The sequence below is a fragment of the Paenibacillus sp. FSL H7-0714 genome, assembly GCF_038003765.1.
GTDB lineage: Bacteria > Bacillota > Bacilli > Paenibacillales > Paenibacillaceae > Paenibacillus_AQ.
The window spans coordinates 2,023,287-2,047,203 of the sequence record NZ_JBBOPT010000001.1 but is presented as its reverse complement, the minus strand read 5'-3'; the positions used below and the strand labels follow the sequence as shown (position 1 = coordinate 2,047,203).

Below are 23,917 nucleotides of genomic sequence, written 5' to 3'. Positions count from 1 at the left end.
ATTTGAGCTCGAATTATCTGAACGCACAAAAAAAATTAAAATAATCCCGGCATTGCGTCGAGATTATTTTAATTCCAATAAAATGTATAATTTACACTTAATTCAATATGGTCCACTAAGTATGGTTATATGTCTTAAAGTGCAAATGGAAAGGCACTATTCACACTTCAGATTCCACTTCTTCTTCAAGGAAAATCTGCTCCTGCTGGACTTCAGCAAACTCACCTATTTTACGGAATTTACGATAACGATCTTCTTTCAATTCCGCTCTATCCAGAAGAATCAGCTCCTGCAAGTGACGCCATAATGCATCCTTAATTGCAGCTGCCGTAGCTTCGTAATCACGATGTGCGCCGCCTTTTGGCTCAGGAACAATCTCTTCGATGACTTCCATTTCAAGCAGATCAGATGCCGTTATCTTCATGGCTTCTGCCGCTTGATCAGCCTTCGAAGCATCCTTCCATAGAATTGATGCAGCACCGTTAGGAGATATCGCCGAATAAATGGCATGTTCCAGCATAAGCACTCTATTACCAACTGCCAGTGCTAATGCGCCCCCACTTCCGCCTTCACCGATAACCACACAGATTACAGGAACACCAAACTGAGACATCTCGCGTAAATTACGGGCAATTGCTTCGGATTGTCCTCTTTCCTCAGCTGTATTGCCTGGATATGCACCTTTCGTATCTACAAAGGTTATAATGGGACGATTGAACTTGTCCGCTTGCTGCATCAGACGCAGTGACTTACGGAAGCCCTCAGGGTGTGCACTGCCGAAAAAGCGTAAAATATTCTCCTTCGTATCTTTACCGCGCTGCTGGCCAATGACCGTAACCGGGACACCGTTAAGTTTGGCGATACCGCCTACAATTGCAAGATCATCCCCAAACATTCGATCCCCGTGAAGCTCGATAAAATCTGTGAAGATCTGCCCCATAAGATCAAGAGAAGTCGGACGTCCTTGATGTCTAGCTAGATGCATTTTTTGGGAAGGAGAGATATTAGAATAAACTTCCTCCTCAAGCACACGGTACCGTTCTTCCAGTCTTGCTACCTCATCCGTAAAATCAATACTTTTCTCTTCGCCAAACTGCTTTAGCTCGGCAATTTTCTTGCGCATTTCAACCAGAGGCATTTCAAAAGGCAACTCTCCTGCCAACCTAAAATCCCCCTTTCACATCATGCAATTCCAAAATTTTGGTCAGTGTGGCGCGCATTTCTTTACGGTGCACAACCATATCAATCAAGCCATGCTGCAGATTAAATTCAGCCGTCTGGAAATCATCCGGAAGCTTCTGGCGAATTGTCTGTTCAATGACTATACGTCCTGCGAAACCGAATACCGCCCCAGGCTCAGCAATAATAATATCGCCAAGACTAGCAAAACTCGCAGATACTCCGCCAGTTGTCGGATCCGTAATTATAGAAATATAAAGGCCGCCCACTTCGTTGAAACGAGCAAGCGCTGCACTGGTCTTCGCCATTTGCATGAGACTTAGAATACTCTCCTGCATTCTCGCTCCGCCAGAAGTAGAGAAAATAAGGAGTGGAAGCTGCTTCTCCGTGGCTTCTTCAATCGCCCGGGTAATCTTCTCACCAACTACAGATCCCATACTGCCGGAGAAAAATTCGAAATTCATCACAGCTACGATCACTGGATGTCCGCCAATAGATCCCTGCCCCGTAATCACGGCATCAGTTTGTCCCGATTTTAGTTGCTGTTGCTCCAGTTTAGAGGCATAACCCGGGAATTTCAGCGGATCTATAGAATACATTTCACTATCAAACTCAATAAAGCCCTCTGGGTCTAACGTCATAGCAATACGCTCTACGGCGTTCAAGCGCAAATGATGACCACAAGTAGGACATACTTTTAGGTTCTTTTCCAATTCCTTGCTATACTGGATCGTTCCGCATTTATTACATTTACTCATTAATCCTTCTGGAATTTCCCGTTTGGGGCGTTCGCCTTCTGCAGGCACGCCGCTTCGCTCCAGACGTTCTGAAGGAATAGTCGCGTACTTCCGTTTCTTCTGAAATAAATCTTTGAACACACCCGCACCTCTTCAGCCGTTTATTTGCGTTATGCAGCTTGCCGCTGTCATGACTTTTCTCTTGATAGAAATTCAGGGATGCAGAATAAGATTAAGGACTTCCTGTACTTCCTCCAGTTCACCCGAAGGAACCAATATCTCAAACTGCTGCTTGGACATATTGATTGGACGGCATTTTACTAAAAAACCTTCTTCAGTCAGCTTACTCTTAATCATATCCGCCACTTTGGCGGTCGGCGCGATATATATTACCGTCCACATGCCTTGCAAGGCCTCCCCAATCTTAATTCCCAGCCGTATCCCGTATAATGGAATTATGATAACACAGTTTTCTTTTTTCCCGCAACAGGCGTAGGGCAAAGGAAGCAAGACTGAGGAACTCATTCAAACGAAATGAATCGGGTCATTTATTCCGTGTCCGTGACCAGAGGATATACTTTTGCCCCTTCCTGCCGATGAGCGATTCTAGCAGAAGCAGCTGCAGCGATACCCGCTACTAAGTCATCCAAGAACACGTGAATCCTCCCCTTATCATCGTTCAATTCACCAATGATTCCAAGCTTTATTTTGTCCAAGTACCCAAATCCTGTAAGTCCGATCATCCCATATACCCCTGTGATGCCAAGGGCTAGAGTCTCGTCCGCTCCATAAAGTGATTCATCCGCTTCCATTACTGCCTGGAGCGGCTGCGGAAGCAGTCTTTTCTCTGCCAGTTCATCAAGTGCGATCCCCGTCATTAACGTGTACTGCACTTCTCTTTTTCCCAATACAGATTTCACACTGGAAAGGCATTCTTCCTTGGATAAACCGGGATAATAGACCGATTGTAAAATATATACGATTTCAGCAATGGAAGAAAGTGATACGCCTCTACGTTCCAACAGATCAACTGCCATTTGATAGGACATGATGTGATTCCCCTTTCCGCCCAGGGATTCGCCCTGTGGTTTCCTAATGTATGCGGAAAAGGGTGGAATTGTTCTTATTTTATTCTTACGGTACCTGCCCCCAGCATAGACTCGATAGCCGCGATTAGCTCCTCGGTAGGCTTAATCCGATAATTATCGCTAAGGGCCAGGAGCTTCTGATCCCGTTCGTAGAACAGAATCGTCGCTACTGGGCCTGGATGATTCTGCAGCAGCTCCTTCAGGCGCGACAGCTGCGCAGCATTCTCGGCGGCCGGCGTGATCTTGATAAAGACACGCTGGCCTGAGCCCGGCGCTGGCGCAGCGGCCGGTGCAGGTGTTGCAGGCGCAGCTGCGCCGCCTGCAGGTCTGCCAGCGGGGCCAGTGGCGGCCCCGCTAGCCCGCGAAGCAGGAGCCGCGCCACGCGGCGGCGCTCCTGCTGAGGCCGAGCGTCCCGCGCTATACGGGCGGGATGCGGCGGCACTACGGCGCTGCAGCAGGCCGCGGAGTGTCTCCGCGGATAGCAGCGCCACTTCCTCGGCCAGCAGCTTGAAGCCTTCGTCCTCCTGCTGCACCTTGGCGCGCAAGGCCAGCAGCGCGCCCTTGGCAATCAAGCTGCGGCTTCGCTTCCACACCTCGGGGAAGAGCACGACTTCGCAGCGCTCGATCTGATCTTCCCATTCGATGAAGGCCATCGATTTCCCTTGCTTCGTCGTAATTTCCTTAACGGATACGACCATGCCGGCCGTAACCGTCTGGCTCTCATCTGCGGCTTCACCGAGATCCATCAGCCGCTGTATACCCGGCTCATCAAGCAGCTCAACACTATCGTCGAGCGGATGACCTGATAGATACAGCCCCAGCAGCTCACGTTCCATCTCCAGCTGCTGTCCTACTGTGAACTTAGGGATATCCGGATAGCGAATCTCCCAATTCGGCGTCTCCACCAAATCGTCGAACAACTGAATTTGCAGTTCATCCCGCTCCTTGCGCCATTTCGTTGCGGCGTCAACGGTCTCGTCCAGCATAGCTAGCAGCTGGGCCCTATGACCCGGCAGACAGTCAAAGGCTCCTGCCTGCAGCAAAGACTCCACTACCCGCTTGTTGCAGACCCGCAGATCCACACGTCGACAGAAATCGAGCAGGCTGTCGAACGGTCGCTCCTTGCGAACCGACATAATATTCTCCACTGCTAACGTGCCGACGTTCTTAATCGCTGCGAGCCCAAAGCGGATATGCCCTGTTCCCGTTTCCTCTCCTGGAACAGGGGTAAACAGTACGCCGCTCTCATTCACATCCGGCGGTAATACGCCGATGCCCGTGCGGCGGCAGTCCAGTACATATTCCGCCACCTTACGGTGGGTTCCCATCACGGCGGTCAGCATAGATGCCATAAACTGTACCGGATAATGCGCCTTAAGATAAGCCGTCTGAAAAGCCAGCACACCATAAGCCGCCGCATGCGCACGAGGGAAGCCGTAATCGGCAAATCGTACGATCATATCATAAACGGCATTCGCATCCGTTTCGTTATATCCTTGCTGCAAGCTCCCCTGTACAAAATGACTGCGTTCCTTATCCAACGTCTCGCGCTTCTTCTTAGAAACCGCTCGGCGGAGCAGATCCGCTTCACCAAGCGAGAATCCAGCCATAAGCGAAGCAATCTGCATAATCTGTTCCTGATACACAATTATCCCATAGGTATCCGCTAATATAGATTTCAAATCAGGATGCGGATACTCTACTTCGATCTGACCGTGCTTACCTGCTATATATTTCGGGATAAACTCCATCGGACCCGGACGATACAAGGCTAGGACCGATACGATATCTTCAAAACCATTAGGCTTCAAATCCTTAAGCACACGTCTTACACCCGCCGACTCCAGCTGGAAGACCCCAGTCGTCTCACCAGCACCTAACATTTCATACGTGAGCCGATCATGATCTGGTATGATTTTAAAATCTGGAACACTGCCACTCATTTCTTTAATCGAATTCATGCAGCGTTCGATAATCGACAAAGTACGCAGGCCCAGAAAATCCATCTTCAGCAGCCCAACACTTTCCAAATGCTCCATAGAGTACTGAGTTAACGCTGTACTTTCGTTGCCCTCTTGAAGGGGTACAGCATCAGTCAGCGGACCTTTGGAAATAACAACCCCGGCAGCATGTGTCGAAGCATGACGAGGCATACCTTCCACTTTCATTGCCATATCCAGCAAGCCTTTGATCTTCGGATTACTGTCATACAGCGCTTTTAGGTCTGGAGTAGTCTCCAGCGCTCTAGCAAGGCTGATGCCTAGTTGTCCTGGGATGAGCTTGGCAGCCTTATCTACCTCGTTATAAGGTAAATTCAGTACCCTGCCCACATCACGAACTGCAGCCCGTGCAGCCATGGTTCCGAACGTAATGATCTGTGCCACATGTTCTTTGCCGTATTTCTCCACCACATAAGCGATAACCTCATCACGACGCTCATCACTAAAATCGATATCAATATCCGGCATCGTGATCCGTTCTGGATTTAAGAAACGTTCAAAGAGCAAGTTATACTTAAGCGGATCTACATCCGTGATTCGTAGGGAATAAGCGGTAAGACTCCCCGCGGAAGAACCCCGGCCCGGACCAGTAGCAATCCCCTGACGATGACAATAAGCGATAAAATCCCACACAATTAGAAAATAATCGCTAAAACCCATATTCTCGATGACGCCAAGCTCATAGGCAAGACGCTTTTCAGCGGTTTCTCTTTGCTCAGGCGATGCCCAAAGCGGTGTGTCTATATACCGTTCTTCAAGCCCTTTAAAGCACAACTCTCGCAAATATGCAGCGGAGTCCTTACCTTCTGGAATTGGTGAATAGGCAGGCAGAATATGTTGACCGAAGGTAAGCTCCAAATTACATTTTTCTGCGATCAATAGCGTGTTACTGATAGCTTCAGGCACATGCGGGAACAACGCCGCCATCTGATCACTGCTTTTGAGAAACAGCTGATCTGTTCCGATTTTGAGCCGTTCCTCATCATCCACAGTTTTACCTGTTCCAATACAGATCAGAACATCCTGTACCTCTGCATCTTCCTTGGCCAAATAATGGACGTCATTCGTAGCTACAAGTGGGATCTCACAGGCCTTGGCAAGTGCGATCAGCTTCGGATTTACTCGTTTTTGCTCGGAAATTCCGTGATCTTGAAGCTCCAGGTAGAAGTCTTCGCCAAAAATCTCCTTATATCGCAGCGCAGCTTTTCGCGCCTCGTCATCTCTTCCATGCAACAGATGCTGCGGCACTTCGCCGCCAAGACAGGCACTGAGGCATATGATCCCCTCCGAATGAGCGGCCAGAACCTCCATATCAATACGAGGTTTATAGTGATGACCTTCCAGATGACCGATAGAGATCAGCTTCATTAGGTTCTTGTAGCCGGTTTCATTCTTGACGAGCAGAATCAGGTGATAAATCGGTTGATCTTTACGACTGCCTCGCTCACGGCGAGAGCCCGCGGTTAAATAAGCTTCACAGCCGATAATCGGCTTGATTCCATTCTCTTTACACGCTTTATAAAAGGGGATCGCCCCATACATCACTCCATGATCCGTAAGCGCCAGCGACTTCATGCCGTATTCGCCGGCCCGGCGCACGAGATCGGTAATGCGCGCCGCCCCGTCCAGTAAACTGTATTCGCTGTGCACATGCAAATGCACGAAAGGGCTCATTATCCCACTTCCTTTCTACTACAAAAATCAAACATAAATAGTTGTTCAAAAAGTCCGTTTTTATCACGAAGTAACCCAAGAAGCTTACTCGACATCGAAGATTGAATTCAGGCGAAACTTCCGGTGCTCACGTAGCTTCCACTACGCTCCACTCCTCATTTTCTACCTTCTTTCAATCTTCTCGGTGCTGAAAACCGTACTTTTTGAACTCGCACTATAAGATGAAACTATTTTATCATATTAAAGGGGGACCCGCCCATAGAATGGATTAAGAGCACATGGACAGGCAACGATTAGAGATGCCTCGTCCGGGAAGGGGCCTTTATGAGCATTTTTATGAGCAAAGCGATCCTCGATTTCTTTATCGCCTTCGGCATCGTACTTGGCGGAGCTATGGTCGGCGGAATCGGCGCCGTAGTATCCCTGCAACCACCGACGCAAACCATGCTAGATGTAGCAGACCGGATTAAAATATGGGCACTTGCCGCCGCTGTAGGGGGTACTATGGACCCTTTACGGGTCATTGAAAGCAATGTGATTGGAGGTAACCTCTCCCCCGCCATCAAGCAAATCATGTATATTGCCTTCGCTTTTCTCGGAGCTCATATGGGCAGCGAGCTAGTAAAATGGGTGTGCGGCAGGGGGTAACGCCAGTGAGAGTTCCACCATTCAGTCGTTTTCGTAGATTCACCCAAATTTCCGCTATATTCATGCTGGGGATCGTCGTAGGAGCCGTCATATACAACGGTATATACCATGTTGGATATAACGTGTTATGGCTGAATAATGCAGACCTGCGTGTACAGATCGAGCAATATCAAGAGGATATTAAAACACTCAAAAAATACAATAATACCTCTACGGTAATCAGAGAAATAAAAATTCGATCAGAGGAAAGCAAAGCCCAAGCAGAAGGCTCAACCTCAGTTGACCCCGTAACTTTAAAATTAATACTTAGTGAAATACGATCAGATCTGGAGCCCATGCGTGGCCGCAGCATGTTCGATATTGACACGGACAGTAAACTGGTTAGACTGCTGCTGGATGGAAAACTTTACATTGTGCGCGATAAGGAATACTCTGTCAAAATCCGGACGATGCTCGTCATGGAAGGTGTTCTGCAAATCTGGGTGGAAATCAGTCCTTTTAAGCGCAACTAACATCAATCGTGTGATACAATAATGGACAGACAAAAGTGGAAATTACTTCAAGGTTTTTCACGACATGATAAAGGAGCTGGCTGTCCATGGTTTTATTTATCAAGTACTTATTGTTTATCCTGCTGGTGATCTTTGTAATCGGCGCCGCTGTGTACAGCTTATCCTCTCGCCGTGCCTTAAATCCCCAAGATAAGGGACTAAAACGCTCCGTCATGAATGTGATGCTGGGCTGTATGCTCGTAACGCTTTCCCTGATTTCCATGTTTCTATTTCGCGGCTCCACCATTAATATCATTGTTGAAGCTGCCTTTCTTCTAATCGGTGTGTTTAACATCTTCTCAGGAATACGCAGCTATAGTTATTACAGCCGTAGCCGCAGCCAGGAACAACACCAGTCGAAAGCCTAGACTATCCCTCTCATAGGATTACAAGAATAAAATAGACTACCCTCTCTATCATCGTTGAGGGCAGTCTATTTAGCATGTTTGTGATTCATTATCTATTAGCCGTGATCAATGGATTGCAGCATCAGGACAGCTTTCGCTACCAGGGTATCCGAATAGCTGATCTCTATTTCTAGCTTACATGTACGGCGACTTATCTCGAGCAGTCTCGGCATTACAATAATCGCATGTTCGATCTGTACCGGCCGGATAAAATAGGTGGACATATTATCTAATACATAGTCATTTCCTGTAATATCCTTAGCTGCCTTAAACGCAGAGAGCGTCATTAGCGTAGACAATACACCTTCAGAAATGGTACCAAGGTCTGTGGCCATCTGAGGCGTAATAAAGCCGTGAAAAAACAATCGTCCCTCTTCATCCCGCTCATCTGCAAAACCATTCCAGATGAGATGATCGAAGGTCTCCCCAAGCTGTGGAGTGTTACGGACATCTCGCAGACTTTGCAGCACTTCTTTACGGGTTAGGGAGCCCACCAATTTGCGGTTACGGTCTACAATGGGGAGAAAATCGACACCTTCCCACATCATGATCTGCGCAGCTGAAGCAAGTGAGGTATGCAGCGCAGCGGTAACCGGACTCCGAACCATAGCCTTTTCAATACTTTGCCCTTCTGCCAGGTCCTCTACTTCGCGTCGGCCGATAATCCCAATCACTCGGTTCCATTCATCTGTAACGGGAAAACGTTGCTCTCCAGTTTCCTCTGAAATCTGTCGTAGCTCACCTACGGTGCTTGAAATTTTTAACGTAATCATACGCGGTTTGCTGTCGACAATATCTTCTACCAGCATAATTTTTTTCTTAATCAATCTATCAAAAATTGCTCGGTTAATCATTGATGCCACGGTAAACGTGTCATGTCTTGATGAAATGATGGGGAGATCCAGTTCGTCGGCTAATGCCTTCACTTCACGACTCGTCCCGAAACCACCTGTAACCAGAACTCCGGCACCCTGCTCTAGCGCCAAGGAGTGAACATCATCGCGGTTACCCACAATAAGCAGACTGTCTGCGTCTATATAACGAATCATCGCATCGACCTTCATCGCACCGATTACATATTTATGTAGATGTTTACTCAGTCCGCTAGCCCCACCGAGAACATGACCTTCCACAATATCAACCACGTCACCAAACGTCAGCTGTTCAGAAATGTTACGAGGCTTCTTTTCTACACGTACTGTACCAATCCGTTCCTTCGTAATGACAATTCCAAGATTCTCAGCTTCCTTAACGGCACGATAAGCCGTTCCCTCACTGACCAACATTTCTTTTGCAAGCTTACGAACAGATATTTTGGAGCCTACCTTAAGACTTTCAATATGCTGCAGCAGTTGCTCGTGTTTAGTAATTGCATCGCCTTGACCTTCCAACTGTTACACCCCCGTACTCCGATCTGTACTATACTGTACTCATTATACACGGAGAGAATGGCACAGTACAACCGATTCATAAGCATCGAATTCGAATTTAACTGCCCGTTATTTAGCAACCTTTTCCTCTTTTTTATAGTCTGAGAGTTAAAGAAAGAGGAAAGGAGCATTGTGGATATGAACAAGACCATGTTAATAATATTTACCATTACTTTGCTTTTCATAGGACTGATCGGCTGTGGAAATGCGAGAACAGAAGTAAAACAATCAAACCAAATAGAGCTGGATGCACAAAATATAGTTTCTATTAACTTAATAGAAAAAGACCAGCCGGTGACGACTATTTCTGAAGCATCATCCTTGGAACGTTTCGTTCAAGCCATAACTACTGCTGAATATGATAAAAGACAACTAGATATTGCTCCAAGCGATTACAGAACCACCGTAAACATGAAGGACGGCATAAGTTATGAGTTCTCTTTTTGGATCGTCGGAAGCAATAGTGGGTTACTCATTAAATCGGGCCAAATGGGTCACTATCGCCTGTCAGATATCAGCAAAAAAGATCTGTTGGACTTGTTTCAAGCGGCTTTTGAAAAAGATAAGAATTCTCCAGAAGACACTGCTAAAGCACAGCCCCCTAGCGTCCAAGTTACTGTTGGCGGTGAACAGTTTGATGCCATTCAAAGCTCTTATTGCTGGAACGACAATGGCAAAGGCGTGTGTGTAGATATGGCTTCTTACGATCAATTGGTTTCCAAACAGAAGGTACATCCCAAAGCCACCAGCCGAGATCAGATAAAACTCAAATTCTCATCTGCACCTAAAGAGATAGAGGTTATAGCTTCATTTCCTGGTGAGGAACGACCGGACGAAGCTCTTTCCGTAGAAAATAACAGTTTTCAACTCGCAGCAGGTAGCGGAAAACATCTGTATATAATCCAAGCAAGATGGCCTCAGGGGAGCGCCAGTTATGTATTTGAAGTAGAATGCTCTGTCAGTAAAGAGTAACCCGTTTATTAGACAAACTGGGTAGTGGGTAGGCGAATAGAGAATAGTCCCTTAAGAAAAAAGGAAAAATATGTTATGATGGAGAGGTGAAAGGGGATGACTTTATGCAATTTCTTTTTATACTCGCGATTCTCGTTCCTGCGGTGTGGTACTACGCGGCTCTAGGTAAACGGATATCTGCAGAAGAAAAGAAAGCTGGAAAAGATCTCTCGGATGAGATCAATCCTTTTACAGGTGCAAGATAACTTTAATCCCCCTGCTTTGCAGGGCAATTTTAAAGCCCACTGGCTTAAGCTAGTGGGCTTTTCTGTGAATCTAGGGGATTTATACCCTTCTTTTCGCCATTTCAGCGCTTTTCACGGCAATCTAGGGGATTTATACCCCTCTTTTAGCTAATTCGGCGCTCTTCACGGGAATCTAGGGGATTTATACCCCTCCTTCAACTAATTCAGCGCTTTTCACGGGAATCTAGGGGATTTATACCCTTCTTTTCGATAATTCGGCGCTTTTCACTGCAATCTAGGGGATTTATACCCTTCTTTTTGCTAATTCGGCGCTTTTGTCGGGAATTTAGGGGATTTATCCCCCTCTTTTCGCCAATTCGGTGCTTTTCACGGGAATATAGGGGATTTATACCCTTCTTTTAGCTAATTCGGCGCTTCTCACGAGAATCTAGGGGATTTATACCCTTCTTTTCGCCATTTCAGCGTTTTCCACGGGAATATTTAAATCTAGTTACTTAAGGAAGCTACCCAATTCTATGATCTTTGTGTAACTCTAGTTTCTTCTTTCCATTTGGACTGCCATTGCTCCAATTTTGCTTTTCGCACAGCTTCCAAACGCTTGGTCTTCTCCTCATCAACACCGATAATAAAATGCAGATGTGCCGCGATGACCATAAAGGCAAAAAGTGACCAGACCACCCCAAAACCAAATACCCAGCTAGGCCCATTCGCAAGCGATAACTTCGGCAGAGCATACAAAAGCATGGCCAACGCCAGCAACAGATAAACACCATGTTTAAACTTGTTTCTTTTTCTCATAACCCACAGCTCCTCGTAGACAAGATATTCGATTAAATCTATATCTCTACTCTATGAACATAAAGCCCGTAATATGAGACAAGTCCATAAAAATATACTTCTATTCAAAAAATTATATAAAATAATACGCATTTATATAGCTAGCAAAGCTTATATATGAGATGATAATTTCATTTAGGGGGCGATTTAGAATTGAATGCAACTTATACTCATACCGAATACATAATTCGAAAAAAGGTATTTTCCATCATGGGTGCGAAGCTTCATATTTATGATAACGCCGAGCAGCTTGTACTCTATTCACAAATGAAAGCATTCAAGTTGAAAGAGGATATTGCATTGTACACGGATGAGTCTATGCAAAAGGAGCTTCTGCGTATAAAAGCCCGCAATGCCATCGACTTTAGTGCCGTTTATGATGTGCATGATTCGGAGACTGGCGAGCATGTTGGTGCTCTTCGGCGTAAGGGACTCAAATCGATTTTGAAAGATGAATGGACGATTCTCGATCATCATGATCAGGAAATCGGAAAAATCAAGGAAGATAGCACCGCAATGGCTATACTCCGCCGCTTCATCTCTATTATCCCTCAAAAATATAATATCGAGATGAATGATACAACGATCCCGACTTTCAAACAAAATTTTAATCCATTCGTTACAAAAATCATCGCTGACTTCTCTGAGGATCCCAAGGGAATGCTTGATCGCCGCCTAGGTTTGGCTGCTGGTATTCTTCTCTGCGCAATCGAAGGAAAACAAGATTAGCGAGTTTACTCATGTGCTAGTCACAAGAATAAATAGGGTGTTCCCAATGCCAACCGGCTTCGGGAACACCCTATTTAGATTGCACTGATCAAACTTTTCAGGTGAATACCCGCTTACTAAAAGCGTTTATTCGCCATACAATTGCGACAAGCTCTCGGTAATGATCTTGTTTACATCCTCGATTACAACACTCAGACGGCGTTCTGCATCGAACAGACGGCGAATCCCAAGATTCATGTTAAGCACCTCGAATAATTTCTCCATCTTCTCCATTTCTTCCTGTGGAGGCATATCTCCGCTCATCATCCGTTGTTGAAGCTCCAATTGGCCATTACGGAAGTTGTCGAGCATCGCCTTGGCTTCAGGATCTGTTTCTACCAGTTTCATCGCGTTGGTGATATCCGCTACCTCAGTGCTTTCTTTAATGGCTTTCGCCAGTTCATGTGCTTTGTCGTGAATACTCATTATGATTCCTCCTAAAAGTTTTGTAAGTCACTACTTCTCGATTCGTCTTCGTACAAAACTCACTTCGAAAGCGTTGCTTAAGTTTTGTTAGCGTTCGCTTCCTAGAGTTACTTCGTACAAAACTCGCACCGGAAGCATACGCTTAAGTTTCCAAATATTGATTCATCCCATGCTTGTTTCGCTTCTTGGGTCAGACTTATGAAATGATGCGGCAAGGTTTTTAAAGAGTAGGTCAATCACCAAGGGTCATATGTCTCCATATGATGAATGATATGTAACCCTTAGCTACCAAATTGCCGGCATCACGCTGCCTACCGGAAGGAGATCCACGATGTCCCAATTCAAGATCCCGGTCCATACGGTCCACACGGGCATCCTGCAGGAAAACGCTATAATGCTTGGCGAACGATCCATGAAAAGACTCAAAATCCCGGCTCACGGAACGCTCCAGCTGGCTTTCGGCTCTTTCCGGCAGGAGGTTACCATTATCCCGGCTCCCAAATCCGAAAGCCTGCGTGTAAGCGAAGGACTGGCGCGGCGGACCGGATGGAAACATCGGCAAACCCTCAACGCCTCTTACAGCTCCGTAAGTCGTACCTTGCGACTTGGACCGTTGATCGGTGTACTCGTCAGCCGTGACCATCCAGATAATCTCGACAGGCTGTTTGGACCCATTACCATGTTCTGTCGAGAATTAACAAATGCCTGCCACTCACAAGGCGCCTATGTATATTTCTTTACCCCGGAAGCGCTGGAAACAAGCAGCTCTTCCATCCAGGGCTGGGTATACAACGAGGGTTGGAGGAAAATGAGTCTGCCCATTGCCGATGTAATCAACAATCGGCTAACGACGCGAAAGGTGGAGAATAAACCTAGCGTACAGCATTTTTTGGCGGATGTAAAATCACGGTATGGAACGCATTTCTTCAACGAAAAATTTCTTGACAAGACAGAAGTATTTGAAGCTTTAGCGCAAGACCCTTCATTGAAGCGGTATTTACCTGAATCGCATGCTTTAAACGGTTTTGCTGTTGTAAAGAAAATGTGCAGCCAATACCCAAGCGTGTTTCTAAAGCCTGTACGGGGCAGTCTCGGCAAAGGCATTCTCCGAATCTCCAAAGATGAAGGCGGAGGATACCGTTTGTTATCTACTACCTCTATAGGTACACGCAAGCAAAGCTACCCAACATTAGCTAAACTGTATCAGTCCATTGCTCCCAAGATGAAGACAACGCGCTACCAGATTCAACAAGGATTACCTTTGATGGAGCTCGGTAAGCGTCCTGTAGATTTCCGAGCACTTGTACAGAAGAATGGTACCGGAAAATGGGGCGTTACCTCCATTGTCGCTCGCACCGCTGGTAGCAATCATTTCGTCTCCAATCTAGCAAGAGGTGGCAGTCTCAGTACTGTCCGTGAAGCCGTTAGCAAGAGCAGCCTTCCTCCAGGTACCAAGGATAGCGTACAGCTTCAGCTTCCAAGAGCAGCACTAGCCATTGCAAGAGGAGTAGAAACCTTTATCCCTGCTCATTTCGGAGAGCTCGGAATCGATCTGGCACTGGATCAATCCGGACGAATATGGCTCTTGGAGGTTAACTCCAAACCTTCCAAGAACGATAATACACCGCTAAACGATCAAAAAATCAGACCGTCCGTCAAGCAAATGATTCTGTATTGCCGCTATTTGGCCGGTTTATAAGGAGGACACAATGACTGAAACAGCTATGGGGTTCCTCGGCATTATGACGGGCCGTCGCCACGGGAATCCTCCGATTGCCGAGCCAGAATTTTGCAGTCATTTATGCCGTGCAGCTCCGCGCTATAACCTTAAAGTCCTCGTGTTTCATCCGGACGGAGTAGCGGCAGACGGGTCATCTATAACCGGTTATACATGGAAAGACGGAAGCTGGCACAATACGACCTCTACACCACCAGATATCATTTATAATCGTTGTTTTTACAATAGTCCGAAAGAAAGAAAAGAAGCCTCGTCTGCACTCTCTTTCCTTCACCGCTCACTACCTTGGTCAAGAGGTCTACCTGATAAATGGGGCGTATACGAGATCTTGAAGCGTAACCGAAGAGCCGCTATTTTACTGCCGGAAACTGTTCTTTATACCGGTACACGCAAGTTAAGCAATATGCTCGCTGAAAGAGAATACGGGGTCTTCCTAAAACCCAAAGCAGGCTCTCATGGCAAACGTACATTACATGCCATACTGCAGAACAGACGCTCTGGAGGAGGCATAAGAGTACGAGGGCGTGATGGGACAAATACACCCTTTCAATATGTATTCAGCTCGCAGGATGAAGGACTGAACTGGATTCATGAATTTATCGGCACACGCCGCTATATTATACAGCCTTATCTGCACCTAACTAATCGTAAGGGGCAACCGTTCGATGTGCGTGTATTGATGCAAAAGAATGGCCTCGGTCGCTGGGATCTTACTGGCATGGCCGTTCGGCTGGGTAATCATGGTTCACTGACTTCGAACCTGCATGGCGGTGGAACTGCGGTTCCTCCTTTGCCCTTTTTGCTTGCAGAATATGGTCAGGACGGAAAAGACATCATGCAGGAGCTTGCTGCAGAAGCTGCATACTTGCCTCCTCTTCTGGAGGCTGCATGCGGTAGGCTTGGAGAACTCGGCCTAGATTTCGGTATTGATTCGAGCGGTCGGATTCATTTACTTGAAGCAAATTCCAAGCCAGGGCGCACGGTATTCCGGCTGACGGGCGACCGCCGGGCTGCTAAGCTCGCCGCCGAGAATCCACTGTCTTATGCGCGCCATCTGCTACTCACACAGCGACGGATACCATCCCTATCTACGGACAGCTCCGTTATAAACGGGAGAATGATAACAATGGTTCCTAAGGAGGATTCATAAATGAGTCTCACTTTTTGCAATGTGCATTTTACTAAGCAGCCCCAAAGAGTTGTATATGTATCAGGTGCACTGATGAAAAGCTTGAAATTAACCGGGAAGAAGAACATTCGCCTTAGACTCGGTAAAGATGCCATCCCGACCATGATCAAGCCCATCAAGCGCGCCGGAAATCATCTATTCCTCGCCACTGGTGTAAAGAGTGCTATCAAGGTTCCGAAATCTGGTGGTATCTATTTACGCAATCTGCAAAACGACGAGGTACAGCTTGGACCTTTGGTCGGTGTATTGACCGATGGGCCAGCATCTCCAAATCAACCCTTCGGTTCTCGCACTGGCTTTATAAAGCAATTACTGCGGGAAGGCAGTAACAAATGTTATATATTTGCCTTTATGCCGCGTGATATCAACTGGCAACAGGAGCAGGTCTATGGTTATTTCTTAACCGCAGGCGGCAAATTCGAACGTAAAATGGTTCCTCTGCCTGATGTCGTCTACAATCGGCTACCCAGTCGGAGAGCGGAGACTTCACCTTATATCAACCAGCTTCGCGAACGCTTTATGCGCAAGAAAATCCCTTACTTCAACTGGAGCTTTTTCAATAAGTCCGATATTTATCGGTTGCTAGAGAATGACGGAGCTGCAAACCGTTACGTACCTGAGACACACAGCAATCCCTCCTCCGAAAAAATGAGAGAAATGCTGGATCACCACCATTTTGTATATTACAAACCTTCCGCAGGCAGCCTGGGTCACGGGATTTACCGACTTACCTATCTGCCGAAAAAAGGATATTTTGCCCGCTACCGCAAAGGTGGAAAAAACGTACTTCTGCGCTTCACTACCTTTGAAAGCCTCATGCGTATGCTTCGGTCACGACACGGTCAAGGCCTGCAAAATTATATCGTTCAACAAGGAATACGTTTGATTGAAATTGATGGCTGCCCCATTGACTTCCGATTCCATATGCATAAAAACGGCAGTAATCAATGGATTGTAGTCGGTATTGGCGCTAAGAAAGCCGGCCGGGGCAGTGTCACCACTCACCTCAAAAACGGGGGGGCATTGCTTACACCTGGGCAGGCGCTCGGGCGTGTATTCGGCAGCCGAGCAGATGAAGTATTACAGCGTGCGAAGAGTACAGCCATTAAGCTGGCAGAATCCTTAGAAATCCAGCATCGTCATTTGCTCGGTGAAATTGGCTTTGATCTCGGCATTGATCAGGATGAAGACATCTGGATGTTCGAGGCCAACGCCAAACCAGGACGTTCCATCTTCCGTCATCCTTCCCTGCGCGCTGAGGGCAAAGCTTCCATCGAGCACATTCTGGAGCATTGTCTATACCTCAGCAAATTCCGCAGGAGGGATGAGATGTGAACACCCATATTCCGGATGAAACAAAACCCGTTATTGCCATACTGACAACCAGCGATAAAGTAAGGCATTTTAATGGCAACCGTAATAATTTCCGGGACATCATTCGCACAGGCAAGGAACTGGGATTTCTTGTCTACGTCGTCACTGTCCGTGACTTGAAGCTCGAGGAACGGATGGTGAACGGTTATGTCCCATCATCCAGCGGAAGAATATGGTACAGCATTCCTGTACCTCTTCCACAAATCATCTATAATCGAATTCCTACCCGTGAGGATGAGGAAAAACCTGCTGTCGTACGCAAAATAGCTCAATGCCTGGAACATCCAGGCATTAAGCTATATAATCCATATTTTTTCAATAAATGGAGTCTATTTGAATGGCTGAAGGGCTCGCATGCCACCTCAAAGCATGTTCCAAAAACCAGACGTTTACGCAGTGCAAACACGCTTATTGCCATGCTAAATAATCATACCAGTCTCTACCTAAAACCTGAGAATGGCAAAGCAGGTAAAGGAATTATGCGTTTAAAATACCGTGCAGATACCACCTTACCCTATCGTCTGCAAATTCAAAGCGGCAAAAAAAATGTGACCTACAAAGCTGCCTCAGTAGAACGCCTCTGGGCACGGATAGGAAAAGAAAAGGGAAGCTCACGCTATATCGTACAGCAAGCTATTGAACTAGCAACTCACCGAGGACGACCATTTGATCTACGTGTACTTCTGCAGAAAAACGGCAGAGGCGGCTGGGCAATGACCGGCATAGGTGCGCGTCTAGCTGGTGCCCGCAGCATCACTACGCATGTACCTCGTGGCGGAAGTATCGAGGAGCCCTCCACCATGCTGGAAAGCACATTTGGAACCGAAAGAGCAGCCTCTATCTTAAAAAGTGTACCTACAACTGCTCTGTTAATTGCCAGACAAATTGAAAGAGCCTCTGATTCTATGCTCGGGGAGATGTCGATGGATCTCGGTGTCGATGAGAACGGCGGACTCTGGTTCTTTGAGGCAAACTCCCGGCCGATGAAATTTGATGAGCCTGCGATTCGCAAGCTTTCTTTGGAGCGAATCTTTCAATATGGCCAGCACTTAGCACGCCATATCAAATAGAATCCATTAAAGGATGTGACACAGCATGCAGATATCCTCTATCTACGACACTGATGCTAAAAAGTGGAAATCGCGGCTAACCGGACTGCTTGAGTTTATAAGAGAGCATGGGGAGCGTCGGATTACAAACCAAGCTTGCAAGGTAATGGCCCGATTAACTCCAGAACAGTTGTCAGAGCCGGGTGTCTCGCTGCTTGTCGCCACCGTACGCGGTCAGAATGGGCGTCAGCTAGCAGGAGTAAGCTTCGTATCCGGTTTTGGTGAAGAGGCCTGTCTCGTTGCCGTGCATCCCTTATACCGAAATAGGCATACCGGCACCGCCCTTATGGCCGCCCAGTTAAAGCGTTTAGGCCGTCTGGAATGCAGTGTTGCCAGCGATAATACGGCCAGTCTGAAAATGTGTTTCAATGTTGGTCTTGCCGCAGTAGCGCTTACTAGTGGCCCTACTGGCAAGCCAACTTTATTGATCCGGTCACCACAGAATACCGTCAGTACTACAAACTCTCCACAAGAAGGTGAACTCCTGTGCCAGAGCCCGTCTTAGGCATTCTTACTTTGTATATAAATGAAGCCAAGCAGCTTGAAGAAAAGGCCGTGTACCGGAGAATGATCATTGAGGGCAATCGAATGGGCTTGGATGTTTTTGTGTTTACCCCCATGGATGTCCATCCCAGCAAAGAGCAGATCCATGCCCTTGTCTTTGATCCAAAGAGCGGGAAATGGTCACGCAAATGGCGTTCCTTCCCGAACATGATTTATGACCGTTGCCGTATCCAGCGCAGCACGCGCTTTCAACAATTGCTTCGTTTCCGTGAACGCTATAAACATCTGCTGTTTCTGAATCGTCCACTGCGCAACAAATGGACCATACACCAAACGTTCTCACAAAAGAGTCGCTTCCGGCAGCATATGCCAGAAACATTACTGTATCATTCCTCTGCCGATCTGCACCGAATGTTGAAGCAGAGCCCGGTACTCTATATCAAGCCAGCAAACGGCACAGGTGGACGCGGTATCCTTAGAATTGAGCGGGTAAAGGACCGTAAAGGGGGATTTGATATTCAAGGCCGTCGCCAAGATCGCCGGATTATTCCACCCCGAAAGGTCTCTGCCTCCCGATTGGATTCCATCGTTCGACAATGGTGTATTGGTGGACGTTTCCTCGTCCAACAGGGGATTCCACTACGGCTGCCTGGTGGACGTTTCCATGATTATCGCATGCTCGTTCAAAAGAATGGGCAAGGCGTCTGGGAGCTGACAGGTATGGCAGCAAGGGTCGGTGCCGCCCGAAGCGTAACCTCAAATCTTCATGGCGGTGGGCACGCCGTTCGAGCTGAAACGCTCCTGAAGGAATGGCTGGGTAGTCAAGATAAGACCGATAAGGTTATGAAAACTGCCGAAAGGTTAGGTCTTGATGCCGCTGCCTTCTTGGAAGAAAGTTTCGGAGCCTTATGTGAACTTGCACTGGATCTTGCCATTGATCGAGAAGGAAAAATCTATGTGCTGGAGGTTAATCCAAAGCCTGCACGTGAAGTGTTTGCCCGATCAGGGGACGGCAACACCTATCGCAAAGCACTAGTGCGACCTTTAGAATATGCGTTATGGCTATATAATAACAAAGGTGCCCCAACCACAGCTAAGACTACTGAGGAATAAATTGATACTCAACAACAAAACGACCGCCTCTCTGCAATATGCAGAAAGTGCGGTTGTTGTATGACTTCTGATGTTCTGAGGGAACTTATATTAGAAAAACTCGTTGTATTGAAGATTTTGATTAGCTGAGCCAAGGCGTTAGAAAAAAGAAGAGCATAGTTGTACCCACACAAATATGGAGCAAGAGCTGTAAGTCCTTCTCTAATAGATGTTTTATAAACAAAAGATAGCTCACGATACACAACAAAAAAACAGCAATATAAAAAAATAAGGAATCATAATGAGTAACTATAAATAAGTCTCCGCCACCAATAGAAAAGACTATACCTATTACTAAAAACCACATGCCTACTCCAAGTGCAGCGCTTAAAGCAATAAAAAGGAAGCTCATTATCATTTTTCATACTCCTTTAACATGCTTCTCGAATCCTTATCATCACATAGGATTAACCCCTTTCCATGATCTATCGGATCATCCCCTTTGTTTATGTATATCTTTTTAGCTTTGAGCTATTCCTGCATCTGCATTTAGAACCTTAACATTAAAAAAGGCAACCCTCTGCTTAGATGAGGTTTGCCTTTTATTCGTTTACCAAATATAAATCGCAATATTCCTATTCGCTAACCGATGCGTTGTCGTACAAGTCTATCAACTCATCGAAGGAAGTGATAATTACATCGGAGCCCTTCAGCTCATCCTGACGTCCAAAACCTGCATACGCACAGCCGATGACGGTTTGAGCATTTCCCTTACCTGCCTCCACATCGGACGAGCGATCGCCTACCATCCAGGCACTCTTGATTCCATGATTGTCCAGCAAAATGCGTAGCAATTCTGTCTTCGTCGCAGTGCCTTGACCACCGGCACTATACAATCCTTCAAATAACTCTTTAAGCTCATGCACCACAACTATACTGTGAATGTATTCCTCCAGCCCATTACTAGCCACAAACAACCGTACTCCACGCTCTTTTAGGGCAGTCAGTGTTTCGACCACCTGAGGATACAGTAACGTCCCACCTGCTTCAAGTCCTTCGACCTCAAGCTGCAATAGCAGCTCATCTGCACGGCGGTGCACCGCCTCATCGGCATCAGGCATAACCTTCTTCCAAATATCTGCCAGCAGCATCCCTAAGCCGCTTAGAATAAGCTCTTCCGGCGGTGTTGGTCCTGAGTATAATCCCTCTTCCCGCAAAATATCGAACATTTTATGATATGCAGGTAATAAAAGACTTTCAGTCTGGAACAATGTTCCATCCATATCAAAAACAATCGCTTCCGGCTTGTTCAACTCCGAGTGAACCGCGTTCAGTTCTGTTCCTTGTACCTCTTTACTCATCTGTTGTTCCTCCCCATTCTCTTTTGCTTCAGGTAAGCACATTCATCTGCACGAAATTTCCAGTACAAGCCCTATGATATATGATATCACTTCGGAATGTCCATGCTCTCCACTTTTCTTGTTGCAGTTTATATTTCAACATGTTATATTACAAACTGTAATATAACATGTTGAAATATAAAGGAGAGATAACCATGTCACGTCCATTAATCATGCGCTTCCTCAAGCAGCCTGCTACCATCGTCGGGATTATAACTGCACTGTTGTTCCAAGTCTTTTTCAGCTTAATCTGGATTACAGGGTATGACCATGTAACTGATCGGGTAGATCAGTTGCCCATTGCTATTGTGAATGAGGATGGTGCGAATGCTCAGCCTGTAGTCGATGGTATTACCCAGTCCCTTCAGTTCGTAACCAGACAGGACCTTCCACTAAAAGCTGCCAAGGAAGCCCTTGAGCATAGAGAAATCCGCATGATTATCAATATTCCACAAGGGTTCACCGGAGCGATTAGCAATCCTTCCGCAAAGGCTGAACTCCGGTACCTCGTAAATGAATCCAATCCGCAAATGGTTAGCAATGTTATGCAGACTGTAGCCCTTAAAGTCACGGCTGCCATGAACACTCAAAGCAGTGATACAGCACTAAACCAAACCCTTGAAGCTATGAAGCTGCCGAAGGCACAAGCAGAGATCATCAAAAGTGCGGCAAGCAGCCGAATCTCCGCAAACGTTGAAGTCATCCATCCCACAACTAATTTTGCACAAACTATGGTTCCGTTAATGATTGTTACCGCCTCCTTTACCGGAGCTATGTTACTCGTCATGAATCTCCAAAAAGCATCTTCCAATTTATCGGGTCAATTTGGTAAATGGGATCGCCTTGCAGCCCGGTTTGCCATTATGAGTGCAACGGCTGTACTAACCTCTCTAGTGGGGACTATCATGGTTAACTCACTCGGTATCCACTCCAGCCATGGCTTTCTGCTCATGTGGCTGTTCGAGTTCACTGTGATTCTCTCCTGCATGATTCTTGCACAGTTCAGTCTGCTGCTACTCGGCGACGCTGGCGCCTGGCTAAATATCGCACTTCTCTCCATACAAATGTTAGCTTCCGGAGCAACAATTCCTCGCGATGTGCTTTCTCCTTTTTATAGCTGGATCGGTCCCTTCTCACCTGCTTACTACGCGGTAAATGGCATGCTCGACCTGGTTATCGGAGGTACTGGTATATGGAAAGATATGTTCTATCTACTCTGCATTGGTGCAGCAATAGCTGGATTAAGCATTATCCTAACCTTCATTCGCAAGGAAACTCAGTTATCACAAGAACAAGAGCCCGTACCAGCAAATGCGTAATTATTTAGTTTGCCTCCTTGGTTATGCCTTTTCAAATTGAGAGCGAAATGCAGTTGTGATATGGTAGGAGGTGAAAGAGAGGAGCGACAACGATTCATGAATATACAAGATGTCATTCTAGGGATATTAAGTGAAAAACCTCATTCGGGTTATGAGATAAAACGGCATTTCGAGGAATACTTTTCTTTTTTCTTTGATGCCAGCTACGGCACCATCTACCCAACCCTGAGCAAGATGGAGAAGCTGGACCTAATCACCAAAGAATCCATACGGCAGGAAGGCAAACCTGACAAAAATGTATTTACCATTACCCGTGCCGGCTTGGATCAGTTCCATGCTTACTTGCAAACACCGGCAGAAAAGGAAGTTCTGCGTTCAGACTTTTTTATGCATCTGTATTTCGGAGATAAGACCGATAAAGAGAACATAGATAATCTACTTCGGCAAGCATTGATAGAAAAGCAGGCAATGTACGATGATCTTGATCAGAAATTAAAGCAACTAGATTGCAAACTGTCCCCTTACCAAAAGCTGTGTATGGAATTGGGCCTTGTGCAATATGAAGCCTTTATCAAAAAAATTCAAAGTGTGCTGGAGTCTGAATAAGGATCATGTGGGCAGTAGGTTTCCTATTATTCTAGGGGATTTGCTGCTTTTTTTGTTGTGCTATCATAAAAAAGAACCGGCAGCATGCACAAATTGTGCTTGCTGTACCGGTTCTTTTTTAGCAAAAATGTGTAATCTATCGATTATACTCTGTCAAAGCTAGAAATCAGCTCATCGAGAACATCTTTGCTTACCATTTTACCTTTGAAATTGATGAGGTTCTCTGCGCTTCCGGAGAAGATACAAGTTGGCTCGTATTTTCTAAGAATAATTTTCTCTCCATCTACAAAAATCTCGAGCGGGTCTTTTATGTCAATTCCCATCGTTCTACGTAGTTCAATAGGAATTACGATACGTCCCAATTCATCTACTTTTCTTACTATGCCTGTCGCTTTCATCATCGTACATCCTCCCTTAAATTCACATTAATAATCATTTTTGCTAAAAGCTATGTAGGCTTCTATGTGATAGTAATGATTACGCTATACTCTAATATTAAAGTGCTATTCATTCCCTGTCAATTTTATTTCTACAAAATATGATATTTATCGACAATTATTCGACAAAAATATGTACACTTTCGACAAAATGCTGTAAAGCGATCCAATTTATTCGTCTTGAAAT

Annotated in this window: 25 protein-coding genes; 14 read left to right on the top strand and 11 right to left on the bottom strand. The window is 46.2% G+C overall.

Annotated features, from left to right (window positions below; genetic code table 11):
* Positions 1-160: 160 nt before the first annotated feature.
* From NST34_RS08945 to NST34_RS08925, 5 genes are all read right to left on the bottom strand, one after another.
* Positions 161-1,162: an acetyl-CoA carboxylase carboxyltransferase subunit alpha gene (locus NST34_RS08945; protein ID WP_076283321.1), complete on the bottom strand. Its 1,002-nt coding sequence runs from the start codon at positions 1,160-1,162 to the stop codon at positions 161-163.
* A gap of 1 nt (position 1,163) precedes the next feature.
* On the bottom strand, positions 1,164-2,057 hold the full coding sequence (accD, locus tag NST34_RS08940) for an acetyl-CoA carboxylase, carboxyltransferase subunit beta (protein ID WP_042186509.1): 894 nt from the start codon (positions 2,055-2,057) through the stop codon (positions 1,164-1,166).
* 72 nt (positions 2,058-2,129) lie between these two features.
* Positions 2,130-2,318, bottom strand: a complete 189-nt coding sequence (locus NST34_RS08935) for a hypothetical protein (protein ID WP_042125966.1) — start codon at positions 2,316-2,318, stop codon at positions 2,130-2,132.
* A 146-nt stretch (positions 2,319-2,464) separates the two neighbouring features.
* A complete protein-coding gene (locus tag NST34_RS08930) occupies positions 2,465-2,965 on the bottom strand; it encodes a phosphatidylglycerophosphatase A family protein (protein ID WP_042186505.1) in 501 nt (166 codons plus the stop codon).
* A gap of 74 nt (positions 2,966-3,039) precedes the next feature.
* Positions 3,040-6,678, bottom strand: a complete 3,639-nt coding sequence (locus NST34_RS08925) for a DNA polymerase III subunit alpha (RefSeq protein WP_341127584.1) — start codon at positions 6,676-6,678, stop codon at positions 3,040-3,042.
* A 324-nt stretch (positions 6,679-7,002) separates the two neighbouring features.
* Here NST34_RS08925 and NST34_RS08920 point away from each other — a divergent pair, with 324 nt between their 5' ends.
* From NST34_RS08920 to NST34_RS08910, 3 genes are all read left to right on the top strand, one after another.
* A complete protein-coding gene (locus NST34_RS08920) occupies positions 7,003-7,326 on the top strand; it encodes a YtrH family sporulation protein (protein ID WP_042186502.1) in 324 nt (107 codons plus the stop codon).
* A 5-nt stretch (positions 7,327-7,331) separates the two neighbouring features.
* On the top strand, positions 7,332-7,838 hold the full coding sequence (locus tag NST34_RS08915) for a DUF4044 domain-containing protein (protein ID WP_076283323.1): 507 nt from the start codon (positions 7,332-7,334) through the stop codon (positions 7,836-7,838).
* 86 nt (positions 7,839-7,924) lie between these two features.
* Positions 7,925-8,245 carry a YtpI family protein gene (locus NST34_RS08910; protein ID WP_076283324.1) on the top strand — a complete coding sequence of 107 codons (321 nt, stop codon included), beginning with the start codon at positions 7,925-7,927 and terminating at the stop codon, positions 8,243-8,245.
* Between the two features lie 95 nt (positions 8,246-8,340).
* Here the strand turns inward: NST34_RS08910 and NST34_RS08905 are convergent, their stop codons facing one another.
* On the bottom strand, positions 8,341-9,675 hold the full coding sequence (locus tag NST34_RS08905) for a DRTGG domain-containing protein (protein WP_076283325.1): 1,335 nt from the start codon (positions 9,673-9,675) through the stop codon (positions 8,341-8,343).
* A 177-nt stretch (positions 9,676-9,852) separates the two neighbouring features.
* On the opposite strand from NST34_RS08905, the gene NST34_RS08900 reads away from it, so the two are divergent.
* A complete protein-coding gene (locus tag NST34_RS08900) occupies positions 9,853-10,686 on the top strand; it encodes a hypothetical protein (RefSeq protein ID WP_341127583.1) in 834 nt (277 codons plus the stop codon).
* 104 nt (positions 10,687-10,790) lie between these two features.
* Complete coding sequence (locus NST34_RS08895) at positions 10,791-10,931, top strand: hypothetical protein (RefSeq protein ID WP_179085720.1); 141 nt, start codon at positions 10,791-10,793, stop codon at positions 10,929-10,931.
* Positions 10,932-11,444: 513 nt separating this feature from the next.
* Here the strand turns inward: NST34_RS08895 and NST34_RS08890 are convergent.
* A complete protein-coding gene (locus NST34_RS08890; protein ID WP_042186490.1) occupies positions 11,445-11,729 on the bottom strand; it encodes a hypothetical protein in 285 nt (94 codons plus the stop codon).
* A 192-nt stretch (positions 11,730-11,921) separates the two neighbouring features.
* Between NST34_RS08890 and NST34_RS08885 the strand changes: the two genes are divergently transcribed.
* Positions 11,922-12,497 carry a hypothetical protein gene (locus NST34_RS08885; RefSeq protein ID WP_042186488.1) on the top strand — a complete coding sequence of 192 codons (576 nt, stop codon included), beginning with the start codon at positions 11,922-11,924 and terminating at the stop codon, positions 12,495-12,497.
* Between the two features lie 126 nt (positions 12,498-12,623).
* Here NST34_RS08885 and NST34_RS08880 read toward each other — a convergent pair whose 3' ends face one another.
* A complete protein-coding gene (locus NST34_RS08880; protein ID WP_042186485.1) occupies positions 12,624-12,962 on the bottom strand; it encodes a YlbF family regulator in 339 nt (112 codons plus the stop codon).
* A 331-nt stretch (positions 12,963-13,293) separates the two neighbouring features.
* On the opposite strand from NST34_RS08880, the gene NST34_RS08875 reads away from it, so the two are divergent.
* Genes NST34_RS08875 through NST34_RS08850 form a run of 6 tightly spaced genes read left to right on the top strand, consistent with a single transcriptional unit; the run spans position 13,294 to position 19,989 of the window.
* Entirely contained in the window at positions 13,294-14,661 is a 1,368-nt protein-coding gene (locus NST34_RS08875; protein ID WP_076283327.1) for a YheC/YheD family endospore coat-associated protein, read from the top strand.
* 10 nt (positions 14,662-14,671) lie between these two features.
* Positions 14,672-15,850, top strand: coding sequence for a YheC/YheD family endospore coat-associated protein (locus tag NST34_RS08870; RefSeq protein ID WP_052404216.1), 1,179 nt, complete (start codon positions 14,672-14,674; stop codon positions 15,848-15,850).
* Positions 15,851-17,224, top strand: coding sequence for a YheC/YheD family endospore coat-associated protein (locus tag NST34_RS08865; RefSeq protein WP_076283328.1), 1,374 nt, complete (start codon positions 15,851-15,853; stop codon positions 17,222-17,224).
* Complete coding sequence (locus NST34_RS08860; protein ID WP_042186475.1) at positions 17,221-18,333, top strand: YheC/YheD family endospore coat-associated protein; 1,113 nt, start codon at positions 17,221-17,223, stop codon at positions 18,331-18,333. The genes NST34_RS08865 and NST34_RS08860 overlap by 4 nt, the downstream gene beginning before the upstream one ends.
* A gap of 25 nt (positions 18,334-18,358) precedes the next feature.
* Positions 18,359-18,877, top strand: a complete 519-nt coding sequence (locus NST34_RS08855) for a GNAT family N-acetyltransferase (protein WP_076283330.1) — start codon at positions 18,359-18,361, stop codon at positions 18,875-18,877.
* Positions 18,859-19,989, top strand: a complete 1,131-nt coding sequence (locus NST34_RS08850; protein WP_076283331.1) for a YheC/YheD family endospore coat-associated protein — start codon at positions 18,859-18,861, stop codon at positions 19,987-19,989. The genes NST34_RS08855 and NST34_RS08850 overlap by 19 nt, the downstream gene beginning before the upstream one ends.
* A 121-nt stretch (positions 19,990-20,110) precedes the next feature.
* Here the strand turns inward: NST34_RS08850 and NST34_RS08845 are convergent, their stop codons facing one another.
* Both NST34_RS08845 and NST34_RS08840 read right to left on the bottom strand, forming a co-directional pair.
* Positions 20,111-20,386 carry a hypothetical protein gene (locus NST34_RS08845; protein ID WP_042186467.1) on the bottom strand — a complete coding sequence of 92 codons (276 nt, stop codon included), beginning with the start codon at positions 20,384-20,386 and terminating at the stop codon, positions 20,111-20,113.
* 217 nt (positions 20,387-20,603) lie between these two features.
* Complete coding sequence (locus NST34_RS08840) at positions 20,604-21,329, bottom strand: HAD family hydrolase (RefSeq protein ID WP_076283333.1); 726 nt, start codon at positions 21,327-21,329, stop codon at positions 20,604-20,606.
* A 194-nt stretch (positions 21,330-21,523) separates the two neighbouring features.
* Here NST34_RS08840 and NST34_RS08835 point away from each other — a divergent pair, with 194 nt between their 5' ends.
* Both NST34_RS08835 and NST34_RS08830 read left to right on the top strand, forming a co-directional pair.
* Positions 21,524-22,687 (top strand): YhgE/Pip domain-containing protein, encoded by a 1,164-nt coding sequence (locus tag NST34_RS08835; RefSeq protein ID WP_341127582.1) that lies wholly within the window; start codon positions 21,524-21,526, stop codon positions 22,685-22,687.
* A 96-nt stretch (positions 22,688-22,783) separates the two neighbouring features.
* Entirely contained in the window at positions 22,784-23,293 is a 510-nt protein-coding gene (locus tag NST34_RS08830) for a PadR family transcriptional regulator (RefSeq protein WP_042186461.1), read from the top strand.
* 143 nt (positions 23,294-23,436) lie between these two features.
* Here the strand turns inward: NST34_RS08830 and NST34_RS08825 are convergent, their stop codons facing one another.
* Positions 23,437-23,694 carry an AbrB/MazE/SpoVT family DNA-binding domain-containing protein gene (locus tag NST34_RS08825; protein ID WP_042125931.1) on the bottom strand — a complete coding sequence of 86 codons (258 nt, stop codon included), beginning with the start codon at positions 23,692-23,694 and terminating at the stop codon, positions 23,437-23,439.
* Positions 23,695-23,917 lie beyond the last annotated feature (223 nt).